The sequence below is a fragment of the Spirosoma aerophilum genome (assembly GCF_054782495.1).
This window is the reverse complement of the sequence record NZ_BAAGSJ010000013.1, coordinates 1522358-1544542: the sequence shown is the minus strand read 5'-3', so window position 1 is coordinate 1544542 and position 22185 is coordinate 1522358. Positions and strand designations below refer to the sequence as shown.

At 49.1% G+C, this 22185-nt stretch carries 19 protein-coding genes; 8 read left to right on the top strand and 11 right to left on the bottom strand.

The genetic code is table 11. The annotated features are described in order from the left end of the window. Positions 1-35: 35 nt before the first annotated feature. From ACYVK4_RS17755 to ACYVK4_RS17740, 4 genes are all read right to left on the bottom strand, one after another. A complete protein-coding gene (locus ACYVK4_RS17755; protein ID WP_461128864.1) occupies positions 36-1103 on the bottom strand; it encodes a sulfite exporter TauE/SafE family protein in 1068 nt (355 codons plus the stop codon). A gap of 169 nt (positions 1104-1272) precedes the next feature. Further along, positions 1273-2433, bottom strand: coding sequence for a DUF819 family protein (locus ACYVK4_RS17750; protein ID WP_461128863.1), 1161 nt, complete (start codon positions 2431-2433; stop codon positions 1273-1275). Positions 2434-2685: 252 nt separating this feature from the next. Further along, positions 2686-3879 carry a S8 family serine peptidase gene (locus ACYVK4_RS17745; RefSeq protein WP_461128862.1) on the bottom strand — a complete coding sequence of 398 codons (1194 nt, stop codon included), beginning with the start codon at positions 3877-3879 and terminating at the stop codon, positions 2686-2688. A gap of 134 nt (positions 3880-4013) precedes the next feature. Continuing rightward, positions 4014-5807 (bottom strand): hypothetical protein, encoded by a 1794-nt coding sequence (locus tag ACYVK4_RS17740; RefSeq protein ID WP_461128861.1) that lies wholly within the window; start codon positions 5805-5807, stop codon positions 4014-4016. A 138-nt stretch (positions 5808-5945) separates the two neighbouring features. On the opposite strand from ACYVK4_RS17740, the gene leuS reads away from it, so the two are divergent. After that, positions 5946-8789, top strand: a complete 2844-nt coding sequence (gene leuS, locus ACYVK4_RS17735) for a leucine--tRNA ligase (RefSeq protein WP_461128860.1) — start codon at positions 5946-5948, stop codon at positions 8787-8789. Between the two features lie 58 nt (positions 8790-8847). On the opposite strand, the gene ACYVK4_RS17730 is transcribed toward leuS, so the two are convergent. Continuing rightward, positions 8848-9864, bottom strand: coding sequence for an LLM class flavin-dependent oxidoreductase (locus tag ACYVK4_RS17730; protein ID WP_461128859.1), 1017 nt, complete (start codon positions 9862-9864; stop codon positions 8848-8850). Between the two features lie 156 nt (positions 9865-10020). Here ACYVK4_RS17730 and ACYVK4_RS17725 point away from each other — a divergent pair, with 156 nt between their 5' ends. The 3 genes from ACYVK4_RS17725 to ACYVK4_RS17715 are packed head-to-tail and all read left to right on the top strand — an operon-like array spanning position 10021 to position 13333. After that, positions 10021-10881 carry a glycerophosphodiester phosphodiesterase family protein gene (locus tag ACYVK4_RS17725; protein ID WP_461128858.1) on the top strand — a complete coding sequence of 287 codons (861 nt, stop codon included), beginning with the start codon at positions 10021-10023 and terminating at the stop codon, positions 10879-10881. A gap of 58 nt (positions 10882-10939) precedes the next feature. Next, positions 10940-12280 (top strand): MFS transporter, encoded by a 1341-nt coding sequence (locus tag ACYVK4_RS17720; RefSeq protein ID WP_461128857.1) that lies wholly within the window; start codon positions 10940-10942, stop codon positions 12278-12280. 12 nt (positions 12281-12292) lie between these two features. Continuing rightward, positions 12293-13333: a zinc-dependent alcohol dehydrogenase gene (locus ACYVK4_RS17715; RefSeq protein WP_461128856.1), complete on the top strand. Its 1041-nt coding sequence runs from the start codon at positions 12293-12295 to the stop codon at positions 13331-13333. Between the two features lie 266 nt (positions 13334-13599). Here the strand turns inward: ACYVK4_RS17715 and ACYVK4_RS17710 are convergent, their stop codons facing one another. Further along, positions 13600-14244, bottom strand: coding sequence for an NAD(P)-dependent oxidoreductase (locus ACYVK4_RS17710; RefSeq protein WP_461128855.1), 645 nt, complete (start codon positions 14242-14244; stop codon positions 13600-13602). Between the two features lie 61 nt (positions 14245-14305). Next, a complete protein-coding gene (locus ACYVK4_RS17705; RefSeq protein ID WP_461128854.1) occupies positions 14306-14713 on the bottom strand; it encodes an RrF2 family transcriptional regulator in 408 nt (135 codons plus the stop codon). Between the two features lie 118 nt (positions 14714-14831). Here ACYVK4_RS17705 and ACYVK4_RS17700 point away from each other — a divergent pair, with 118 nt between their 5' ends. Next, the gene (locus ACYVK4_RS17700) at positions 14832-15242 is read left to right on the top strand and encodes a ribosomal maturation YjgA family protein (protein WP_461128853.1); all 411 of its coding nucleotides are present in this window, start codon (positions 14832-14834) and stop codon (positions 15240-15242) included. Positions 15243-15441: 199 nt separating this feature from the next. On the opposite strand, the gene ACYVK4_RS17695 is transcribed toward ACYVK4_RS17700, so the two are convergent. Together ACYVK4_RS17695 and ACYVK4_RS17690 are read right to left on the bottom strand one after the other, a co-directional pair. Next, positions 15442-17040, bottom strand: coding sequence for a GNAT family N-acetyltransferase (locus ACYVK4_RS17695; protein WP_461128852.1), 1599 nt, complete (start codon positions 17038-17040; stop codon positions 15442-15444). Positions 17041-17055: 15 nt separating this feature from the next. Further along, positions 17056-18066, bottom strand: coding sequence for a threonine aldolase family protein (locus tag ACYVK4_RS17690; protein ID WP_461128851.1), 1011 nt, complete (start codon positions 18064-18066; stop codon positions 17056-17058). 244 nt (positions 18067-18310) lie between these two features. On the opposite strand from ACYVK4_RS17690, the gene ACYVK4_RS17685 reads away from it, so the two are divergent. From ACYVK4_RS17685 to ACYVK4_RS17675, 3 genes are all read left to right on the top strand, one after another. After that, positions 18311-19279, top strand: coding sequence for an OmpA family protein (locus ACYVK4_RS17685; protein ID WP_461128850.1), 969 nt, complete (start codon positions 18311-18313; stop codon positions 19277-19279). A gap of 82 nt (positions 19280-19361) precedes the next feature. After that, a complete protein-coding gene (locus ACYVK4_RS17680; RefSeq protein WP_461128849.1) occupies positions 19362-19856 on the top strand; it encodes a hypothetical protein in 495 nt (164 codons plus the stop codon). 79 nt (positions 19857-19935) lie between these two features. Further along, a complete protein-coding gene (locus tag ACYVK4_RS17675; RefSeq protein WP_461128848.1) occupies positions 19936-20652 on the top strand; it encodes a hypothetical protein in 717 nt (238 codons plus the stop codon). Between the two features lie 62 nt (positions 20653-20714). Here ACYVK4_RS17675 and ACYVK4_RS17670 read toward each other — a convergent pair whose 3' ends face one another. Together ACYVK4_RS17670 and ACYVK4_RS17665 are read right to left on the bottom strand one after the other, a co-directional pair. Further along, positions 20715-21446: an endonuclease III domain-containing protein gene (locus ACYVK4_RS17670; protein ID WP_461128847.1), complete on the bottom strand. Its 732-nt coding sequence runs from the start codon at positions 21444-21446 to the stop codon at positions 20715-20717. Between the two features lie 163 nt (positions 21447-21609). After that, entirely contained in the window at positions 21610-21999 is a 390-nt protein-coding gene (locus tag ACYVK4_RS17665; RefSeq protein ID WP_461128846.1) for a LytR/AlgR family response regulator transcription factor, read from the bottom strand. Positions 22000-22185: the final 186 nt, after the last annotated feature.

Below are 22185 nucleotides of genomic sequence, written 5' to 3'. Positions count from 1 at the left end.
AAATTAATAGGCCAAGCCAGCGCTTGGCCCAGACGTTAAAAGAACTTGATGATCTTCCGCAAACTTACGATGATAACCACAATTCCGACGAGTATCATCATGGTTTTAACCGGGAGTTTCTGCGATAAGCGAGCGGCTATCGGGGCGGCTATCATACCGCCCAGTATAAGCCCAATGATGACCATCCCGTAATTATCCAGCCCGGCATATAACGCAAAGACCACCGAAGAGGCAAACGAAACGAAGAACTCAGCAAGATTGACCGAACCAATCGTGTAACGAGGATGGCGACCGGCGGCAATGAGCGTTGAGTTGACAATCGGACCCCAGCCACCACCACCAATGGCATCGACAAACCCACCAAACCAGGCCAGTAACCCGATCTGGCGAACGGGCTTCTTCTTGGTTACTTTGGTCAGTGCTTTTTTCAGGATCAGGATACCCAGAATAGCCGTGTATACGGAAATGGCCGGACTCAGGTATTTAGCAATGATCTCCATATCGGCCAGCTTAGTGATCAGAAAGGCACCAAGTGCTGCGCCAATAACGCCCGGAATCAAGACAATCTTAAACAAGCGACTATTCACATTGCCGAACTTGAGGTGCATGTAGCCCGAGACACCGCTGGTGAAAATCTCCGAGCTATGTACGCTGGCCGTGGCAAACAGCGGACTAATGCCAACACTTGTCAGAAACGTTGTTGCCGTTACGCCGTAGGCCATTCCCAACGCTCCGTCAATCATTTGTGCGACGAAGCCGGCCAGTATGAAGTAGAAGATCTGGGGTGTCAGGTCAATGGAACTGGCCAGCAGTGTGATTCGGTCCAGCGTAAAATAACTGAACAGCAAATGCCCGACCAGCATCAGGGCCAGCGCTGAGAAAGCATAGATCGCTATTTCGGTACGATTCCGGCGACGAAGTAACGGTTGAGAGCCACCGGTTTGTATCGTAGCCGTTGGGAAAGCCGCCCGCAGCGCTTCCGCCTGAGCCAATGCGTTATCTCCCTGTAAGTTGATAGTCAGTCCGTTAAGGTCAATTGCCGGTTTGTCCGTTGCCAGTGAGTTTGCAACTAAGTCGGTGTTGGAGACTATCGGTGGTTGCATAAGGTATAAATTCTATCGAGTTTATAGAGTAATTCTCTTATGAAAAACGGCACGTTGAAGTGCCGCCAGTTTGCTTACTTTCAATTACCATACAACTGGTGTACGGCCTAAAAAGTGCTGTAAAGGTACGAAAATGAAGCGGATAGATGCAAGTAACAGCACTAACAGCTTACCCGGCCCGCAGGAGTTCAGCGATTAAAATGCCCAGATACGTGCCTATGGCATTTCCCAGCGTGCCGACAAGAACGGCTGGAAGCTGCAAATCGGGTCGTTGAAGGCTCTTTGCCAGCGCCAGCGCGGAGGTTGCCCCACCAATGTTAGCTTGTGACGCAATGCTGAGCATATCCCAATCCTGTTTAAAAAAAGCGCCAACGCCAAAAACAATGAAGGCATGGATAATCACCAGCACCAGTATCATACCAAACAGAATTAATGCCAGTTGCCCGTCATGAAGCAAGGTGGCAACGTCGCAATAGGCGCCAATAACAGCGAGAAACACATAAATGCCGAAAAGGCCCAACAAGCGACTGCCTCGTAATCGGTTCACTACCCGGAACTGCGCCAGGATCAGAGCGATGGTTGTCAGAATAAGTACAAATGGTATTGACGGCACCAGGGCAGCTACCTGTTTAGAGAGAAAAATAGAGCCGAAACCTAGTGTCAGCATGACTGCCAGATCGCTTGGGTTTATGGTTTCTGCATCGGCATAGGGATCTGGTGCGGAACCTCCCGATGCACTGATCGAGTCAGGGTTTATCTGACTGATAGCAAGCCGGCGGGGAAATTTTCGTTGAAAATAGCGGGGTAAGGCCAGCGTCGCTACCATCCAGAGGGCGGTCATGATATTGTCGGCCGCTGTGGTGGCCACAAACAGGTTTCCGGCTTTCGATACGCCGTAGTGCAGCGCCACCGCATGAAAATTAACACTTCCTCCAATATAGGTGCCGGTAAGCATACCAGCCAGGGCGTAATACAAATCGCCAACTGTTTGCGGGGCAGAGAAGAGCCATATGCTGGTAAGGACGCCAATTATAGTCCCGACGGAGCCTACCAGAAACATACTTAACATAGGCAAACCAGCTTGCTTTAAATCTTTTAGGTTAACGCCGAGCAGCAGTAGGAATAAAGAGAACGGAGCCAGGTAACTGAAAATGCCCTCGTAAGCGGGCGTTTCGGTGGTTGGGATTAGGTGAATGTTTGCTTCAAGAGCAGTAAGAATAATGACCAGCAAAGCCGTACCAATCTGATTGAAGCCGGGCTTACGGGCAAGCCATTCGCAAATCACTACATTCAGACAAAGAACAAAGAGAATAAAAATAGTGTCGGCCACTGCTGGTTTATATTAATGATGAAGTATTGGTATTAAAAATGAAGTTTAAGGTGCCTGACCTTGCAGCCCGGAAGGTACAAAACAGGATTGGGTAATTAATCATTGATGTAAAATAATATATAGATGTCTTATAGTTAGAAGAAACATCCTATCGTATTTGGTGAGAATAGAGATGAATTTCAGTTTCAAAAAATGGCAAACGCCCGCTGAGATGATTCCAAGCGAGCGTTTGCCATTTTTTGAAACTGAAATTTACTCTCCCGCCATCGGGTCGGGTATGCCGTCGGGGTCACCGGTGACGGTACCATGGGTCGGTAATTGGCTGCCGCGAATTAACAGCAGACCGGCCACATGAGGTGCCGCCATCGACGTTCCGCTCAGTGTAGCATATTGGCCACCCATGTAGGTAGAGGTAATGCGAACGCCGTATGCACACACATCGACACTACTGCCGAAGTTTGAAAAAGAGGCAAACTGGTTTTTATTATCCATTGCCGAAACGGTGAACACATTGGCGTGGTTGACCCTGGCGGGGGAATAATTGTCGCTGTTCTTACCTTCATTGCCCGAGGCAATGGCGAACAGAATTCCGGCGTTTGCGCCCTGCGTAATGGCCCGGTCAAGGGTGGTAGAAGTTCCTTCTCCACCCAGGCTTAAATTGACTACATCACCTGCTTTGCCATTCTGAATGACATAATTGACCGCCTGAATAATGCCGGAAAGGCGACCTTCACCGTCTTCGTCCAGAACCCGCAGCGACACCAGTGTAGCGCCGGAAGCGACTCCCGTTGTCCCGATTTTGTTGTTTTTTGCTCCAATAATGCCTGCTACATGCGTACCGTGTCCATTTTCGTCATCAGCCGATGTCTGCCCGCTTACGAAAGATCGACTTCTTTGGGTGTCAACATTTAAATCGGGGTGATCCAGGTCGATACCCGTATCAATAATCCAGGCTGTTTTTGTAGTCTGTAAGTCGCCACGACCATAGCCTGTCTGCTGTACATCCCAGGTCAATGTTGAGGTTGTCGCCACGTCAACACAGTTGCACATGGACATGATCCGGTCAGGTTCTATCGTTATCACAGCTGGGTCTTGGGCCAGTTTTTGGGACTCACGATCGGTCAGGTGAGCCAGAAAGCTCGTCTGTCCGCCGGTAGCTAAAATATCGGCTCGTGTATTAGCCACCCGATACGTGGTCAGGAACTGTTCCGCCAGCGCTTCAGAAGCCGCCAGTCGGGCATTGGGTGCCGCTGGTAATGTTTGCGTCGGGTGATACGTAATGATAAAATCACCAGCGATGGCAACGCCATTTTTTGTTGATGCCTTCACCAGACAATCCGCCGAAATACGGGTTGGTTCTACACTACTGTCGGTTTGGCAGCCGAATAAACCAACGCCAATCAGGGCGACGTTGGCAAGCTTCGCGAACGATAAAAAACGCAGCATGGGTACGTACGAACTAGATAGTTGACAATATCAATCGTAAAAAATCACGCCATGCATTAATATCGGAGATGTTGGTAATGGGAATACGTTAAAAGGAAGAAGACTGTTGCGCAGTCTGTATAATAACGATTTTTCTACTTTTTCAGTGCGATAAACACAACGCGGCCAGCCACTGGAAATCTGGTTTCGGTGAGGGGTTTCCCGTAGCGCTGATAAAACAGAGCTACCTGTTCAGGCAGCAACAAGTCGACGTATAAATTGATGCCTGCAAAATTATTCGTACGAAGAAACGAATCCATAAACCGCCAGTCCTGGTCGGTGAACTCCCGGTCGGGCGTGAGCAAACGAGGCCAGCCGTCGCGGAGGAAGGGTTGGATCTGGCTGGGGTGTAAGCGACCGAAATACTGGCCTACCGTACTTTTATCGTAAAAACGCCGATAGGAAAATACAGCATTCTGCGCTTTGTAATAGGGACACAAGCCTTCTGATGCACCAACTCCATTAGCTCCAATCACACAAAATGGCCAGTCGAGTACGGCCTCTCCCGGCTGTCGTTTCACTATAGAACAGTAGGTTAGAAAATTATCGGAAGCGACAATGGTAGGAATACTTAATCGCAGATGGTAGCCGTTATACCACTCCATACCCATGAGTCCTAGTAAAAAAATGATAAAGGCCCGTCCCGCAAGAAGTCGGGGCCAGCTGATGGGAATAGCCAGCAGTACAAACAGGACCGGATAAATCAGACTCGCTCTTGACCCGTCCCGATTGTAACTAAACCAGGGGAATATCTTGAGTGTCGGAATTTCTACAGGATGATATAATAAACACAACAACGCCGTCAGGACCACAGGCAGCCATAAGGTTATGCGATAACGGGTTTGCCACAGTCCGACTATGGCGAAGAGGGTTAAGTACAAACCCGGACTTCCCTGACCAAAACTCTCGAATGTATCATGCAGATAAAGGCGATAGTTGACATCAAACGTGTTCAGGCCCGGCAGGTAAGGAATGAGTAACCTGGCTGGATGCGACCAGGCTGGCAGTTCAGGCAACATGCTAAAATCAAATGCCCAGGCTGAAGTGGCAATTTGAAGCGTTAGGGGAACATATAACCAGGTGCTAATGACGATTAGCGACAGAAGCCCAATAATAACGATCGGCTGTCGGTTATACTCTGCCTGGATGAACTGGCTAAGGTGACGAACCCATTGATTTGGCCTAGGGAACTGACGGATCAATACTATTGCCAGAACGGGAAAGGTCAGGGTGGTAAAGGTAAGTGCATAGCCAGCTACATAACCTAGCTCCTGACTTAAAACCTGAACGTGAAGCCAGGCCCAGAACAACCAGAAAGCCAGAGAAATGGGCCGTTTGTTTATGGCATCAAATAACAGGCAGTAAGTGGTTATTATACAGAGCGTTGTCCAGTGTACGATGCAGATATTTAAATGCACAGGGAACTTATAAAGTGCATAAAAATTAAAAACCGATACAATAAGGCCCGCCACAACAGCTTTGACGAAGCCAAAGCGTGGCTGGAGTAATAAAAAAGTACCGGCAACGGCAACGACTAAGCTATAAACGTAATAAAACTGAAGATAAGACCCGGGACCACCCAATAGCCGATAACATAAGCTGTACCAGTAATCACGCTCAAAGCCCCAATCCATGAAAACCTGATTGATGCCGTAGGGGTAAAAGGACTGATTGTTTAATAAATGGAGGTGGGGCCAGGGCCAGAAACTAATTGTCTTATTTAAAAGGTAACCGTCGAACTCAAAGTGATCGGTGTCGTTTCCGTCGGAAAGTGGGTGGCTGAAATCCTTAACGACATAAATGGCCAGTAGAGCGACCAGAAGGGCTAATAAGACGGCACAAATCCAGTTATAACGGCTAGGGTTAGTAGCCGGGGTATTTATTGCCATAGGAAAGGTTTATGCTTTACGGGTGGGATATGGGCAAAAGTATCAGTAAAGGGCTATTTTTGCAAGTAAATGAATAGGGCAGCTTAAAACTGCCTCTAAATTGAGCGAATCAGGCGGCTTAACAGCCGCACAACTATTATGGCTGACTACAACCACCGCGAAACGGAACAGAAATGGCAACGTTTCTGGGACGAGAACAACACCTATAAACCCGCCGAAAACACCGACCGCCCCAAGTACTATGTACTCGATATGTTTCCTTACCCATCGGGGGCCGGGCTGCACGTGGGTCACCCGCTCGGCTATATTGCCTCGGATATTGTTTCGCGCTACAAACGCTTAAAAGGCTATAATGTCTTGCATCCAATGGGATTCGACTCGTTCGGGCTTCCGGCTGAACAGTACGCCATTCAAACCGGGCAGCACCCGGCTGTAACAACGGAAGCGAACCTGACCCGTTACATCGAGCAACTGAAGAATATCGGCTTTAGTTACGACTGGAGCCGCGAAGTCCGCACCTCTGACCCGTCCTATTATAAGTGGACGCAGTGGATATTTATGGAGCTGTTCCGCTCCTGGTATAATAAAGAAACGGACAAAGCCGAGCCCATCGAGACCCTGGTTGCCAGATTTGCGGCCAACGGTACCCAGGGCCTACAGGCGGTGTGCGATGACAACGCTGCCTCCTTCTCGGCCGAGGAATGGAATGCCCTATCGGAAACTGAACAGTATGCCGTCACGCTTCAGTACCGGCTAACCTATCTGGCCGATGCGGTGGTGAACTGGTGCCCGGCCCTGGGTACGGTGCTGGCCAATGATGAGGTGAAAGACGGCGTTTCTGAGCGGGGTGGCTACCCGGTTGAGCAGAAGTTAATGCGGCAGTGGATGATGCGAATCACCGCCTATGCCGACCGTTTGCTGACTGGCCTGGATACCATTGACTGGACTGAATCGCTCAAAGAGCAGCAGCGCAACTGGATTGGAAAGTCGGTGGGAGCCAGTGTGAAATTTCCATTAGCGACGAACGATCAGCAGTATATTGAAGTCTTTACCACCCGTGTCGACACCATTTACGGGGTTACGTTTATGGTGCTGGCTCCTGAACATGAATTGGTGGGCGGGCTAACGACGGCTGAACAAAAAGAAGCAGTTGACAGCTATATCAATGCAGCCAAACTGCGCTCTGAAAGGGATCGGATGGCTGATACAAAAGTTGTCTCTGGGGTATTTACGGGAAGCTACTGCGTCAATCCGTTTAGTGGTGAACAGGTACCCATCTTCCTCGCCGACTATGTTTTAGCTGGTTACGGTACGGGGGCGGTTATGGCCGTTCCCTCGGGCGATCAGCGTGACTGGAACTTCGCCAAACACTTCAATTTGCCCATTATTCCCATCCTGGATGGGCAAAAAGACATCGATCAACAAGCCGATAATACCAAAGAGGGGCATTATATCAACTCGGGTATCGTTAATGGCATGACCTATAAAGAAGCCACCGCAACACTGGTCGCATGGCTGGAAGAGCGGGGGTTAGGGCGTGGTAAAATAAATTACCGCATGCGCGATGCCGTTTTTAGTCGCCAACGCTATTGGGGTGAGCCGGTACCGGTTTATTTCAAAAAAGATAGTAACGGTCATCCATTGCCTTACCTGATTGACGAAAGCGACCTGCCGCTGGAGTTGCCCGCTGTGGATAAATACCTGCCTACCGAAACCGGCGAACCCCCATTAGGCCGTGCGGAAGGCTGGAAGTACAAGGGTGAATACGAGTATGAACTGTCGACAATGCCTGGCTGGGCGGGTTCATCCTGGTACTGGTATCGGTACATGGACCCTCAAAATGATGCAGAATTTGCCAGCAAGGAAGCCATCGACTACTGGCAGAATGTCGACTTGTACATTGGCGGAACCGAACATGCAACGGGTCACCTGCTTTATAGCCGCTTCTGGAACAAGTTCCTGAAAGACCGGGGTTACGTGCCGCAGGAAGAACCGTTCAAAAAGCTCATCAACCAGGGTATGATTCAGGGGCGGTCCAATTTCGTATACCGGCTGTTAGGTACCGGTCGGGAAGGTAAGCCCGCTGTGTTTTTATCCCTGAATCAGGTGAAAGGAGAAGAGGTGACACCCCTTCACGTCGATGTCAATATTGTCGAAAATGATGTGTTGGATATCGATGCGTTCAAGAAGTCACGACCCGACCTGACCGAAGGTGCTGAGTTTGTTCTTGAGCCGGATGGACGGTATATCGTTGGGGCAGAAGTTGAAAAGATGTCGAAGTCGAAGTTCAACGTTGTCAATCCCGATATGATCGTGGAGAAGTACGGCGCGGATGTACTTCGCCTGTATGAAATGTTCCTCGGTCCGCTGGAGCAGGCTAAACCCTGGAATACCAACGGTATTGATGGCGTGTACCGCTTTATCCGTAAATTCTGGCGGTTGTTTTATAAAGACAATGCGGCCGGGGCATCGGAAGCGGGGGGAAGTGAATGGATTGTTACGGACGAACCGGCAACACCCGCTGAACTGAAGGTCCTGCACAAAACCATCAAAAAGACCGAAGAAGACATTGAAGGGTATTCGTTCAACACGTCGGTGAGTTCATTCATGATCTGCGTGAACGAACTGGCTACGCTGAATTGCCACAAACGGGCCGTTTTGCAGGATCTGGTGCTGTTGTTGTCGCCCTATGCGCCCCACATCTCCGAAGAACTCTGGGCTGCCTTGGGTCATGAGCCGGGTACACTTTCGAAAGCTGAATTCCCAAAATTTAACCCGAATTTCCTGGTAGAGGATGCGTTCGAATACCCAATCCAGATCAACGGAAAAGTGCGGACCACGATCAGCTTTGCCATTGACCGCGCACCAACCGAGATCGAGCGCGAGGTACTGGCTGATGAAATTGTTCAGAAGTGGATGGAAGGCAAAACGCCGAAAAAGGTCGTCGTCGTCCCAAAGCGGATCGTGAACGTCGTGTTGTAATTCAAAAGCTTTGTTTAAAAAATAGGGGTCGGATTCAAGTATCCGACCCCTATTTGTTTTAGATGAGCACCGGCTCTGTTTCCCGGGCTGCCATGGCTTCCCGAACCTGTGCGGTGAGGGTAAGTGAATGCTTTCGGGCCTCATGGTCATAGATCGGTGCGGTAAGGATCAACTCATCCGCCTGCGTCTGTGCCAGAAAGCTTGTCAAACCCCGCTGCACCGTTTCGGGTGATCCTACCGCCGAACAACGAAGGACAGACTCAATACCGGCCAGTTCATAGTCGGGCCAGATTTCCTCAAGATTATCGACGGGTGGCTGCATCTGGCGGGCTTTTCCCCGACGGATGTGGAGAAACTGCTGCTGCACAGAGGTAAAGAGCCGCTGGGCTTCCTGATCGGTGTCGGCAGCAATGACATTAACAGCCACCATTGCATAAGGAGCTTTAAGGTGTTCGGAGGGCTGAAATTGTGTCCGGTAAACCTGTAAGGCCCGCAATAACTCTTTCGGGGCAAAGTGCGACGCGAAGGCATAGGGCAGACCGAGCATAGCAGCCAGCTGGGCACCAAACAAACTTGATCCTAAAATCCAGATCGGCACATTCAAGCCATTGCCGGGTACTGCCCGAATGAACTGATTGGAATCGTCGGGCTGGAAATAATGCTGTAACTCAACAACATCCTGCGGGAACGTATCCGGCCCGTTCATATCCCGGCGCAGCGCACGCGCTGTTGGCTGATCGGAACCGGGCGCCCGTCCCAGCCCGAGGTCAATTCGACCGGGGTAGAGGGATTCGAGCGTACCAAATTGCTCCGCAATAACGAGTGGCGAATGGTTCGGAAGCATAATGCCGCCTGACCCCACCCGGATTGATTTTGTACCACCCGCTACATAGCCAATCACGACAGAGGTGGCCGCACTGGCAATACCCGGCATGTTGTGGTGTTCGGCCAGCCAATAACGGTTATAGCCCAACTGCTCAGCGTGTTGGGCCATGTTTAATGTATTTCGTAACGCTTGTGTGGCGTTTGTGCCTTCCACAATCAGCGATAAATCCAGAATTGAAAAGGGAATCATACGACGTTGCTATAAATAGTTGCCTTATTTTTGTGTCGACATGTGTCCTGTTAGCAAGACCATGGAACCGTGAATTAGTGGCGGTCCAATTAATCAACAAATGCGTTTATCGGAACGGTTCCACTGATAGGCGATCATCAACTTTCTGCGTTCATAATGACCATTAAACAACTGATTCTCGTTGGAATAAGCGTTGGCCTGATTACCTGCTCGCCCAAAACATACACCAAAGTTCCAACCGGGAAGGCGTATGATTTCTTTAGTTACAAGCCCAATCAGGTTGCCAAAATCTCGGCACACCGGGGCGGGGGAGACCTGAAAGGCTACCCGGAAAACTGCATAGAATCATTTGACTATCTGGCGAAGAAGATACCCGTTATCATCGAATGCGATATTGATCTGACTAAGGACAGTGTTATGGTAATGATGCACGACGCTACCCTTGACCGCACTACCACGGGCACGGGCAAGCTCATTGATCGCAACTATGCCGAACTTGGCCAGTATCGGCTGGAAGATAACCAGGGTAACGTGACGTCCTATAGGATTCCAACCCTGGAAGAGGTACTACGCTGGGGAAAAAACAAAGTGACGTTTACACTGGATGTTAAACGGAATGTGTCATTTGCGAAAGTGGTCGACATGATTCATAAAACCGGCGCGGGCGATTACGTGGCCGTTATCACCTACAACGCCCAAGATGCCGCTAAACTGAACAGGCTCGATCCTAATCTAATGATCTCGGTAACTATCCGTAACCGCGCCGAATACGACCGTCTGCGGGAGCTGGGCGTGCCGGATAATCGGATGGTGGCGTTTGTGGGTGTCAAGGAACCCGATGCTGAATTGTACACATTCCTGCATCAGAAGGGAATCGCCTGCATATTGGGTACACTCGGCAACCTGGACAAACAGGCAGCCGCCAAAGGCGATCAGGTCTATAAAACGTTTGCCCAAAACGGAGCGGATATCATGTCGACAGACCGGCCGCTTGAAATAGCCGGACAACTGTATTGAATGGGTAAGTAAGTGGCGGAGGTTACTTACATTTTTTTGTTTCTACACTCACCCGTTTATGCATCAAAATTACCGGTGGCGGATCATTGCTCTGCTCTTTCTGGCGACGACCATCAATTACGTTGATCGGCAGGCCCTGTCGTTTGTCATGACGGACGGCGTCTTCAAGAAAACTCTGCTGGGTTTGTCGCCTGATGCCATCCTTACGGACGAACACCTGAAACAGTTCAGGATTCAGATGGGTTTGATCGACTCCGCGTTTAAAGCGACCTATGCCCTTGGCTTTCTGTTGATTGGGTGGCTTATTGACCGGGTAGGTACGAAAAAAGGGTTCGCTATCGGTATCACGGTCTGGAGCATGGCCAGTATCGCTTCCGGTTTTGTGTCAACAGCGGGTCAGTTTGCCAGCGTTCGGGCTGTTCTGGGACTCGGGGAAGCCGCTAACTTTCCGTCGGCTATGAAGGCGATATCGGAGTGGTTTCCCCGGCAGGAGCGTTCAACGGCAACGGGCATCCTAAACGCGGGATCGAACATGGGCGTGATCACAACAGCCTTGCTGGTGCCCCTGCTGATGCAGCAGTTCGGTTGGCGGGGAGCCTTTCTCATTTCAGCGGCCCTGGGTGTGCTCATGCTGGCAATCTGGTGGTTCAGTTACTCGAAACCCGAAGCTACTTCCGCTCTTTCGACAAAAGAATTTGATTATATTACTGAAGGACGTTTGGATGGAGTTACCAATGAGGCTGAAAAGCGTCTTTCCTGGTTAGAGTTAGCCAGATATAAACAGACCTGGGCCTTTTGTTTCGGAAAAATCTTTGCTGATCCCGTCTGGTTTTTCTACCTCACCTGGCTCCCTGATTTTCTGCTGACCAATAATCAGCTCGATCGAAAGCTGGATTTGAAAAACTTTGGTCTTCCGTTTCTCATCATATACGTGGTGTCCGATATAGGGAGCATCTTTTTCGGCTGGCTGGCCACGAAACTAATGAAAAAGGGCTGGTCCGAAAATAAAGCCCGTAAGCTTACCATGCTGATTTGCGCGCTATCAGTAACCCCCATCTACCTGATTCCGTCGGTGCATAGCTTCACGGGTGTTGTCGCCATGCTGGCCCTGGCAACTGCCGCGCATCAGGGTTGGTCGACCAATGTGTATGCCATGAGCACGACCCTGTTTCCAAGCCACTCGGTAGCGACAGCTACGGGTATGGGCGGCTTTCTGGGAGGTATGACCAGTATGGTTGTTGCCGCTGCCACCGGCTTTATTGTGGCTACATTTGGGTATACGCCCATGTTTATTTTTGCCAGTTGTTCCTACCTGATCGGTTTGTTGGTCATTCATCTGGTTTTGCCAAAACTCCGTCCAGTTCAAGGAAATAAAGAGTCATTCGTTGCTGTATCGTAACACCCTTTTGTTATGAAGGAAGGAGTTAAATCCATGTGGGCAGGAGTTTTAATCGCTCCCCGGTCAATCGAACTTCAGCAACGTCCGATTCCTGAGCCCGGTCCCGGCGAGGTTCGTATCAAAATGAAAACGGTGGGCATTTGTGGTTCCGATGTTTCCCTGTTCCAGGGGCACCGGCCCGATCTGGCCTTTCCATTGATCATTGGTCACGAAGGCATTGGCTACGTCGATAAAGTCGGGATAGGAGGTAATGGGCTGAAACCAGGCGATCGGGTAGTTATCGAGCCGAACTACCCCTGTGGCCATTGTGACTATTGCTGGCAGGGGCGGAGTAATATCTGTGCGAACAAGCGTATTATTGGTGTGCTGGAAACAGGCTGTTTTGCTGAATATGCCGTGGTGCCAGCACCCTTCGCCTGGGTGCTGCCCGATTCGATCAGCAACGACGATGCCGTAGTTATTGAGCCAACAGCCGTTGCGTTGCATACACTGTTTTCGTCGCCCGCCCGACCGGGCGATACGATTGCCGTTATTGGTTTGGGAGCCATTGGCCTGTTGGTGGCTCACCTTGCCCAACAGATGGGATACCGTGTACTGGCTTACGACCGGATTCAGGAGAAGGTAGATTTTGCGGCTGCGTTTGGGGTTATACCCATTTCTGCTGATACCTCAACGAATGCTATGGGTACTTTCTGGAAAGAGAGAGGGGTACATACCGTGTTTGAATGTGCCGGTGCGGCTGCGGCTTTGACGATGGCGGTTGAGACCGCTCCGCGGGGGGCTTACGTAGTCGTAGCGGGTCTATCCGATAAACCCAGTGCTTTGACTGAGTTTAGCATGACCCGGCAGGGAATCAGCCTGATAACGTCGATCATTTATCAGCACCCCACTGATTTTCGACGAACCATTGGCCTAATCGAGCGCGGATTTATTCAACCGGGCCGTATAATTTCAGTCAGAGAGTCGTTTGACAATCTGGCGTCGGCTATGGCAGTAGCCAGTAGTGGTCAATCTGCCAAAATTGTCATGGATATCAGGCAAGAGCCAGCATAATCCTGATTTAAGTCAATGCGAATAATGGCTGAATACAGGTTGCTATTAAGTCAACTTAAGACTGAGAACCACGCCTAATACCATACATTTAACTACAAAGGCACAAAGTAAAGAGAGGCTAATTAGGAAACATTCTTCCCTAATCAGCCTCTCTTTACTTTGTGCCTCTGTGGTTAAATGTATCTTGATCTGGTCAACCCATTATTCACGTTAAGTAAAATGATCAACCAATCAACCATTTACCGAATCACGAATCAAGGGTTACTTTAGTAACCCAGAGTAAAGCGCTGTTGAATAAACTGGGGTTGCTCAATCTCATTCAGGGCGGCAACAGCCAGGTCTTTTACCGATACGTTATTTTCGCCCTTTTCATCAAAAACAGGTTGTTCGGTGCCAAGGCGGAATGTGCCTGTACGTTCGCCCGGAGCCAGATTAATAGCCGGACTCAGGTAGGTCCAGTCAAGCGTCGTGTTTTTCCGCAGACCGGCTAAATAGTCGCGGGCAGCAGTAGCGCCAGCCTTGTATGCTTCGGGGAATTCCGGGCTGTCTACCAATTGAAAGCCAGGCGCTATTTCCAGACTACCCGCTCCACCAACGATAAGTATTCGTTTAACACCAGATTCTTCGGTACCTTTTTCAATGGCTAAAGAGCCTTTCAGGAAGTCATTATACAGATTAGGATTCGTCCAGCCAGCATTATAGGCATTCAGCACGGCATCATGGTTTGCTACCAACTGAGCTACTTCGCTGGGGTCCTGAGCGTCGCCCTTTTGAACGGTAAGCTTGTCATCTGTTGTCGAAATTTTTTCAGGATTGCGAACAATAGCGGTTACTTCGTGACCTCTGTTGAGGGCTTCTTCGAGTAAAGCAGAACCCACAAATCCGGAGGCTCCAATAAGGGCAAGTTTCATAGTGATTTAGTTAAAAAGGACTTGATTGTAGTAAAAGGTATTGCCGTTTTGCGCGTGAAATTTAATCAAATTGATGACTAAACTCGTCAAGCGTACTGGTACTTAATGTCTTAATCAACGTATCTTCAGCTTCCTGATACAAATTGTCCAGATGCCTGTGAATCTGTTTGCCGACAGGGCAATCAGGGTTTGGGCTGTTTCTGGAAGTACCCAAAAGCGGACCCTGACGTGTAGCGAGGAACACATCGGAAACGCGTATCTGGTTGGCAGGCTTGGCTAACTGGCTACCCCCGTTTTTGCCTTCCCGGCTCTTCACAAGCCCGTTGCTCCGTAAGTTGATGAGTTCTTTCCGAACCAGCACCGGATTAATGTTGATACTGCTGGCCAGAAAGTCCGAAGTCAGCCATTCATCATTGGCTTTGGCCAACAACGTCAGAATGTGCATAGATATGGCAAATCGTCCGTTCATTAATGTAATATTTAATATTACAGTTTAACTCCGAAAAAAAATTCAATCAGGCAGATTATTTTTTTAGCACCCTCGTCGAATTATGCATACACTTGCCGTATCACGAAGCGTAAACTGAATGAAAATTTTGTCAAATAAGTTGGTGGTCAGTCGAAATCGCTGGTTCAGTGGACTGTTGGCTATTGGTGTTATGCTGATAGGGCTGGCATCCAGACGATATTTTGATGATGTGGCTTTTATAAAGCAATATGTCGGCGATGTGCTCTGGGCACTCATGGTATTCTTCAGTCTTGCCTTCCTGTTTCCTAAGTGGCCTGCCAGAACCGTAGGGCTATTAACCCTCTTATTTTCCTTTAGTATCGAACTGGGCCAATTGTATCATGCGCCCTGGATTGATGCCATTCGGGCAACTCGTCTGGGTGGGCTGGTGCTGGGCTTTACCTTTGTTTGGAGCGACTTGTTTTGTTATTCGCTTGGCGTATTGATTGGAATAGGGGTCGATGGCAAACTAACCTCCCAAACAAAATGAGAGCATCGGGAGTGATGTCACGTGCTGAACGCACCTTTTAACTACCTAGTCAAGAGAAATAACCTTTTGTATGTCTATAAACACGAAAAGGTCCTTCGAACATACTTGTCGAAGGACCTTATGCCTGTAGTATTTTCGCTCAGAGCCGTGTCATTGTACAATGGCCCGAAGCGCAAGGCCTGAGATTGGTGATGTTAGTTTAGTCTGACACCACAATAATCGGAGCTACCTGCTCCGGGTCATTATCAGGGGAAGCTTTCTTCTGTTTTAAGGCTTTTTTCGCAGCTTTCTTCAAAGTAACTTCGTAAAGATCTGTCCGGCGGTCTTTCAAAACCTGTACGGATCCATGTTCGTGAAGTTCTTTCAGTAAGCTCAGGTCAACGTCTGCAATAAGCACCATTTCGGTATTGGTTGTGGCTTCGGCTTTGACGGCATTGGTCGGAAACTGAAAGTCAGACGGTGTGAACACGGCCGATTGAGCGTAGTTGATGTCCATATTCTGGACACGGGGCAGGTTGCCTACACAGCCCGAAATGGCCACATAACATTCATTCTCAATAGCCCGAGCCTGCGCACAGTGGCGTACCCGGGAGTAGCCGTTTTGTGTATCGGTCAGGAAAGGGACAAACAGAATCTGCATACCCTGCTGCGCCAGAATACGGCCCAGTTCAGGGAATTCGACATCGTAACAAATCAACATGCCGATTTTTCCACAGTCCGTATCGAATGCCCGAATTTCATATCCACCCACCATGCCATAATGCCGAACTTCATTGGGTGTAATGTGAATTTTGCGGTATTCCTCGTAAGAGCCATCGCGTCGGCATAAGTAAGCTACGTTGTAGAGTTTCCCATCATCGTCGACGAGGGGCATGCTGCCGCCAACAATATTCACGTTGTAGGAAATGGCCAGCTCACATAATTTTTCCCGAACCGACTCGGTGAAACTGGCCAACTTACGAATAGCGACCGGTTCCGGCAGATCATTGAAGTCGGCCATGAGGGGCGTATTGAAAAACTCAGGCAGTACCATAAAGTCAGCCCGGTAATCACTCACTGCATTGGCAAAGAACTCGACCTGTTCAAGAAACGAATTCAGGTTTTTGAACAGGCGCATTTGCCACTGAATAACACCCAGACGTATAATGGAGTCGGTATGCGGCTTCTTGTCCTTTTCTACCACATAGTAGATATTGATCCATTCCAGTAACGTAGCGTATTCTTTCGACTCCGAATCGCCGGGTAAATAACCGCGCAGGACCTTCCGTACGTGGAAATCGTTTGACAGCTGAAAGGTGAGCGTCGGGTCGTAAATCTCTTTCTGCTTCACCTTGGCGATGTACTCGCGCGGGCTAAGCTCATCGGCGAACTTGTTGTAATTAGGGATACGACCACCGGCCAGAATACCCTTCAGATTCAATTGCTCGCAAAGCTCTTTCCGGGCATCGTACAGGCGACGACCCAGGCGGAGGTCACGGTAGTCGGGATGAACGAACACCTCGATTCCGTATAGATAATCGCCTTCATCGTTGTGTGTTTTGAAGGTATACCCGCCGGTAATTTCAAAGTAGGTATGGTTGTCGCCGAACTGGGCATAGTTTACCCGAATGGCCAGTGCACTGGCTACAACTTTACCATCGACCTCTACGCAAAACTGCCCTTCCGGGAAGATGTTGAGTAGTTTCGTGATCGAGCTTTTGGGCCAATAGTCACCGCCAATACCACTATATACCTCAATCATGGCCTCTTTGAGGTCATGGTAGTCTTCTTTCTGTAAGGTTCTTGTTTGAATATGCATAGCCGCCTGTGCGGTTCAGAAAATGGTTTCCATCTCGCTCACCATATCGTCGGTGAGATCAAGATGCGTGACGAAACGCACCAGATGTTTGCCGAAGGCAACGCTCCGAATGCCTTTCGTTTCTAAGGATTTAACGTAATCGGTGGCTAATATGGTTTCGGGCAATTTGAAAATGACAATATTCGTGTCGATGGGCAGGATGTCCTCAACTTCGGGCAACCTTTCCAGAATAGCGCCTATTTTTCGAGCTCGTGAGTGGTCTACTTTCAACCGATCGATGTGGTGATCCAGCGCATAAATTCCGGCGGCAGCCAGAAAGCCCGCTTGCCGCCAGCCGCCACCCATTAATTTACGGTACCGCCGGGCCTGTTGAATAACGTCCGATTTGCCGAGCAGGAGCGAACCTACCGGACAACCAAGTCCTTTGGAGAGACATATACTGATGGAGTCGAATAACTGGCCATAGGCTCCCGTCGGCTCACCGGTTTCAACCAGTGCATTGAACAGGCGGGCACCATCCAGATGAAGGATCAGGCCATGTTCGTCGCACACCTTTCGAATAGCGGCAATTTCGGGAACGGTATAGTAACAGCCACCCCCTTTATTAACCGTATTTTCCAGCACTACTAACCGGGAGAGGGGTTTATGGGTATCGGCCGGGTTATAGATATAGTCCAGAATTAGATCGGGGGTAAGTTTCCCGCGCTGGCCATGCGCAAGACTTACCGATGCCAGTGCATTAACCGAGATACCCCCGCCTTCATACTGGTATACGTGCGATAGATAATCACAGATTACATCGTCGCCGGGACGGGTATGTGTACGAATAGCAAGCTGGTTTGTCATCGTGCCCGATGCGCAAAACAGGGAGGCTTCCATACCAAATAGGGCGGCAGCCTTCGCTTCAAGGGCATTGACTGTTGGGTCGTCACCCAGTACATCATCTCCCAAAGGAGCAGAAAACATAGCCTCGCGCATGGCGGGCGTGGGTTGTGTAACGGTATCGCTACGCAGGTCAATAAGCATTGAAAGTCGATTCGGGCTGTATAAAAAAGCAAGTTAACCACATAGACGGCTAGTCAGGAAATCAATTGGTAGTTTTTGTGGAGCACAAACTGATATTATTAAGGTTCTGGTTTGGCAAAGTGCCCAAAAAGGCTCATTCTATTGCTTTTGTGCCGCATACCATTATTTTTGAGCAACCATTTTCATTTATTTCCGTCTCATGACAGAATTTAGATGACTGTCAATTTAACCCTCAGCCCTACCTATGCTAACGAACAAAACTCCTTGGGTAATCCTTCTTCTTCTCTGGATGACAGGATCAACGTGGTGGCACGTCTGCAAAATAAAACAGCTTTGTGGCAACGATCCTCTGCCGGTAGCTGCTTCTGATTCGGCAGAAAGTACCACCCTGGCAGAGGGCGAGGGATTTACTATTGCGGATAGCTCCCTTTTTCGACTCGACTTTCCTGGTAATTTCAGCTTTGCCAAATCGGGTGCCAATGCCAACATGAACACACTTGGTGGATCGCTGGATGCACTAATCACTTATTTAAAAGCCAACCCTGAGCGAAGGGTGGAGGTGAACGGGTTTTACTCATCCACTGAAACAAATGCTACATCCTTTCCTAATCTAGGTCTGGCTCGCGCAGAAGGTATCAAACAATATATGGTGCAGCAGGGCATACCTGCCGCTTCCCTGCGGACAAAGGGTGAAGAACGCAACTTATCATTCAACACAGCCAAGGGTGATTCGTTGTATGGCGGTATTTACTTCGCCTTTACAGGAGCTACTGCTGACGCCCAGGTTGCTGATACAGTAACAGCCCCAGCGCCAATGACAATCGCTGAGGCAACGACCGAAAAGCAACTGGCAGAGACGCAAAAGTTCACCTCAGTTTTTAAACCCATTGATTTGTACTTTCCATTAGGGGGGGCTAACTACATCAAAACGGAGGAGACGAAAAAGTTTTTTGACGAAGCGACCGCTTATCTGTCAGCGCATAAAGACAAGAAACTTCTGCTAACGGGCTATACAGACAACTCCGGGCCCGACGATGTGAACCTACGGCTGTCACGGGATCGTGCCAATCAGGTGAAATCGAAATTACGCAGATCGGGTATATCCGATGATCAGATTGTTGTCAGTGCCAAGGGCGAAGAGGAGCCCAAAGCAGATAATAGTACACTGTCTGGACGAAAAGCCAATCGGCGGGTAACGGTTGTTGTTCAGTAACCCCTTTTCGACATTCTTTTGTTTTGTCGGTTCAAACGTTGTTTGGCCCCCACAAAACACCAAACTATAAATCCTTACAATTATGTTTGATATGAATCCCCTCAATTTACCGGATGCCCAAATGCAGCTTTGGATCATGCTGATTGTGGCTGGTGTATTGGGTTTTATTATTGGATATGTATCCCGGCAAACGACTATTCGCCAACTGGAAGGTAGTCTGGCCCGTACGGAGCGCGAGGTCGACGATTGTTATCGAAAGCCGACCGTTGTCGTCGCGCAGGGAGATGATGATGAAACCATTATTCTGAATCGTATTCGGGCTAGGGCCGGCGAAATTAATTTCGATCGTATCGGACTGGCCTCCGCTTCCAGTGCCGATGACCTAAAAGTCATTGTGGGCGTCGGCCCTTTTCTGGAGAAGAAGTTGCACGCCATCGGTATCTATACATTCCAACAGATAGCGAACTTTAATTCGGAAGATATTGAGCAGATAAATGATTTGATCGAATTTTTTCCCGGTCGAATCGTCCGTGATAATTGGGTAGGGCAGGCTGCCGAATTGGCAAAGAAAAAGTAAACCGCTTTACCGCATTAGTGGAACTTGAAAAGCCAATCCCCTGTGATCTTTAAAACTCCCATTATAACTGAATCCTATTATGTTTGGATTAGATCCTTTAAGTCAACCGGTTGCCATAACCGAAATAGTACTCTTACTGGCACTTGCTGCCTTTATTGGCTGGCTGATTGGCCGATTAATCCTAAGCGGCCGCATCAATAGTCTTCGTACGGCAATCGCCGACAAAGAAGCCGAACTGGTCAATTGCCGTCAATCGAAAACGGCTGGACGGTCTACCGTCATTGACCCGATTCCGGCTCCCCTGCCCAACGTACCCGCTGTTGAGGTTCCGCCTGCGTTTGTGCATGCCGATCCGTTATTACCGGCGCTTACCAATGACGATACACCTGAACTAATTGATGAGGACGTGTCAGCACCGGTCCTCGACAGCCCGGTTGTTGAGGCAGCACCCATCCTTCCGGTTGTTGAGGCAAGTATTCCAGTTGCCGGTAACTCAGAAGCCGCTGTGCTGAACCGAATTGCTGCCCGAGCCGGCGAAGTGAACTTCGACAGGATTGGGCGGGCTACCGCTGCTGAAGCAGATGACTTAAAGGAGATCGTCGGTGTTGGGCCATTTCTGGAGCGTAAATTACACAGCCTGGGCATTTACACCTTCAAACAGGTGGCAAATTTCGCAAAGGAAGATATTGATAAAATAAACGAACTCATCGAATTTTTCCCCGGTCGGATTGAGCGCGACAACTGGGTTGATCAGTCCAGAGCTTTCTATGAACACAAGTATGGCAAGCCAAGCTGAATAACGCCTTAGTCCAACTAAAAAGCCCCGTCAAATTAACTTGACGGGGCTTTTTAGTTGGACTAAGCATCCCTGGCCTTCTGCTTTCTGATGGGTGTGCTGCTTAACGTGGCTGTCCGGCCCGATTGATAATAGTCACACATTTCCTTTAATACGCATTCGTTGCATTTAGGATAATACCAGGTACAAACCCGTTGGCCGTGCCAGTAAAAGTGTTTGTGGAAATTAAATAGTTGTAAAGCATCTTCGGGTAGGTAGGCCAGCAAGATGGAATGGGCTTTTTCAGCGCTTACCTTCGGGCCAATGAGTCCCAGTCGCTGCGTAACCCGGTGAACATGTGTATCAACGGGTAGTAACGGCTTATGGAATTTAAACAGTAACAAAATCGTCGCAGTCTTTAAGCCAATACCCGGCAGTCTGGTCAACCAGTTCATGGCTTCTTCAGTTGACAGGTCGCCCAGAAAATCAATATTGGCGGCCCCTGTTTCCTGAAAGAGATGGGTGAGCAGGTTCTGAATATAAGGAGCTTTTATTTCCGGGTAATTTGCTGTTTTAATGGCATCGATCAACTCAGGGAGCGGTGCATCCCGAACCTGCTCCCAGGTTGGAAACCGCTCCCGCATGGTCAGATAGGCCGTCATCTCATTCGCATGGGTGGTGCGGTGGGACAAGATAGTGCCAATGAGTTCATGCATAGGGTCGGCGTACCCCTGTATCATTTGGATGCCATACGCCAGATTGAGACGTTCGTGGGCATCCATTGTTTTTACCGCCAGACCAGGATTGACTTGCATACAAAAAGACCGGGTTGAAACCATACCAATAGTATGGTTTCAACCCGGTCTAATGCGTAATGTTTCTAACCTGCACTTTACCGCTGTCTTTTACGAAAACCTTAACAGAACCATACCGTTCTGGCTTTGCGCAAAATGGTGGATAGAAAGCGGAAAGTGCTCTTTAGTTTACATTTGGTCGGTTGTGGGCAAGTTGCCGTCTAACCAGACTCCAGCGACGACGCGAAACTGGCAGAACTTCACCCGTGGTCAAATGAACCAGGCCACCGGTTTCTGTACGTTCAAGCCGTTCCACGAAGCGCCGATTAACAACACAGTTACGGTGGAGACGAATAAATAATTCAGTAGGAAGTTGTGGAGAGTAATATTTTAAGGTGCGTGGCATGAGCATCCGACGACCATCAGCCCAGTTTAACCAACTATAATTAGCAACTGCCTGTAGATAAACAAGGTCGGTTACAGAAAAAAACTGACGGCCCGTTTCGCGCAGATAAAGCTTCAGGGGAGGCCACTCCAGTTGAGCAGCACGATTGGAAAAGGAAAAGGTAGACATGGACATACGTGAGAGTATTTGCTTTCTGGTACTGAATAGTAGTAACTGATGCAATACTAATCTCAATCAATTCCGATGTCTTGCTCTTTCGTAACACAGACTATAAAATTTGTAACATCACATATGAAAGCTTCTTATTGGTTCAATTAATAACCCAGAAAGCCAATCTAGTCTATGGTTTTCCCT

What these genes read in the sequence shown, in the direction of transcription:
- ACYVK4_RS17700 (WP_461128853.1), top strand. Translation starts at nt 14,832, where the DNA reads ATGAAAATTTTGTCAAATAAGTTGGTGGTCAGTCGAAATCGCTGGTTC.
- ACYVK4_RS17680 (WP_461128849.1), top strand. Translation starts at nt 19,362, where the DNA reads ATGTTTGATATGAATCCCCTCAATTTACCGGATGCCCAAATGCAGCTT.
- ACYVK4_RS17720 (WP_461128857.1), top strand. Translation starts at nt 10,940, where the DNA reads ATGCATCAAAATTACCGGTGGCGGATCATTGCTCTGCTCTTTCTGGCG.
- ACYVK4_RS17695 (WP_461128852.1), bottom strand. Translation starts at nt 17,040, where the DNA reads ATGCATATTCAAACAAGAACCTTACAGAAAGAAGACTACCATGACCTC.
- ACYVK4_RS17745 (WP_461128862.1), bottom strand. Translation starts at nt 3,879, where the DNA reads ATGCTGCGTTTTTTATCGTTCGCGAAGCTTGCCAACGTCGCCCTGATT.
- ACYVK4_RS17740 (WP_461128861.1), bottom strand. Translation starts at nt 5,807, where the DNA reads ATGGCAATAAATACCCCGGCTACTAACCCTAGCCGTTATAACTGGATT.
- ACYVK4_RS17725 (WP_461128858.1), top strand. Translation starts at nt 10,021, where the DNA reads ATGACCATTAAACAACTGATTCTCGTTGGAATAAGCGTTGGCCTGATT.
- leuS (WP_461128860.1), top strand. Translation starts at nt 5,946, where the DNA reads ATGGCTGACTACAACCACCGCGAAACGGAACAGAAATGGCAACGTTTC.
- ACYVK4_RS17690 (WP_461128851.1), bottom strand. Translation starts at nt 18,066, where the DNA reads ATGCTTATTGACCTGCGTAGCGATACCGTTACACAACCCACGCCCGCC.
- ACYVK4_RS17675 (WP_461128848.1), top strand. Translation starts at nt 19,936, where the DNA reads ATGTTTGGATTAGATCCTTTAAGTCAACCGGTTGCCATAACCGAAATA.
- ACYVK4_RS17665 (WP_461128846.1), bottom strand. Translation starts at nt 21,999, where the DNA reads ATGTCTACCTTTTCCTTTTCCAATCGTGCTGCTCAACTGGAGTGGCCT.
- ACYVK4_RS17670 (WP_461128847.1), bottom strand. Translation starts at nt 21,446, where the DNA reads ATGCAAGTCAATCCTGGTCTGGCGGTAAAAACAATGGATGCCCACGAA.
- ACYVK4_RS17705 (WP_461128854.1), bottom strand. Translation starts at nt 14,713, where the DNA reads ATGAACGGACGATTTGCCATATCTATGCACATTCTGACGTTGTTGGCC.
- ACYVK4_RS17685 (WP_461128850.1), top strand. Translation starts at nt 18,311, where the DNA reads ATGCTAACGAACAAAACTCCTTGGGTAATCCTTCTTCTTCTCTGGATG.
- ACYVK4_RS17710 (WP_461128855.1), bottom strand. Translation starts at nt 14,244, where the DNA reads ATGAAACTTGCCCTTATTGGAGCCTCCGGATTTGTGGGTTCTGCTTTA.
- ACYVK4_RS17730 (WP_461128859.1), bottom strand. Translation starts at nt 9,864, where the DNA reads ATGATTCCCTTTTCAATTCTGGATTTATCGCTGATTGTGGAAGGCACA.
- ACYVK4_RS17755 (WP_461128864.1), bottom strand. Translation starts at nt 1,103, where the DNA reads ATGCAACCACCGATAGTCTCCAACACCGACTTAGTTGCAAACTCACTG.
- ACYVK4_RS17715 (WP_461128856.1), top strand. Translation starts at nt 12,293, where the DNA reads ATGAAGGAAGGAGTTAAATCCATGTGGGCAGGAGTTTTAATCGCTCCC.